Below are 287 nucleotides of genomic sequence, written 5' to 3' on the forward strand. Positions count from 1 at the left end.
GACCCGACTGAACCGACTGAACCGACTGAGCCGACCGACCCGACTGAGCCGACTGAGCCTACGGAACCGACGGAACCGACGAAGCCCACGAAGCCCACGAAGCCAACTGAGCCGACGAAGCCTACCGACCCGACCGAGCCGACCGAGCCGACCGAGCCGACCGACCCGACGAAGCCAACTGAGCCGACGAAGCCCACGAAGCCAACCGACCCGACTGAACCAACGAAGCCGACCAAGCCCACAACTCCGCGAGTTCCGGGTGATGAGTCTGGTGAGCCGAAGATTTC

The 287-nt window shown here is 64.5% G+C and carries 1 protein-coding gene; it reads left to right on the plus strand.

Annotated elements, in window-relative coordinates; all coding sequences use genetic code 11:
- On the plus strand, positions 1-287 hold a 287-nt coding region (locus HMPREF2896_RS13105; protein ID WP_246824019.1), incomplete at both ends, for a hypothetical protein.

This window comes from Corynebacterium sp. HMSC069E04, from assembly GCF_001813175.1.
In the GTDB taxonomy this organism is placed as follows: Bacteria; Actinomycetota; Actinomycetes; order Mycobacteriales; family Mycobacteriaceae; genus Corynebacterium; species Corynebacterium aurimucosum.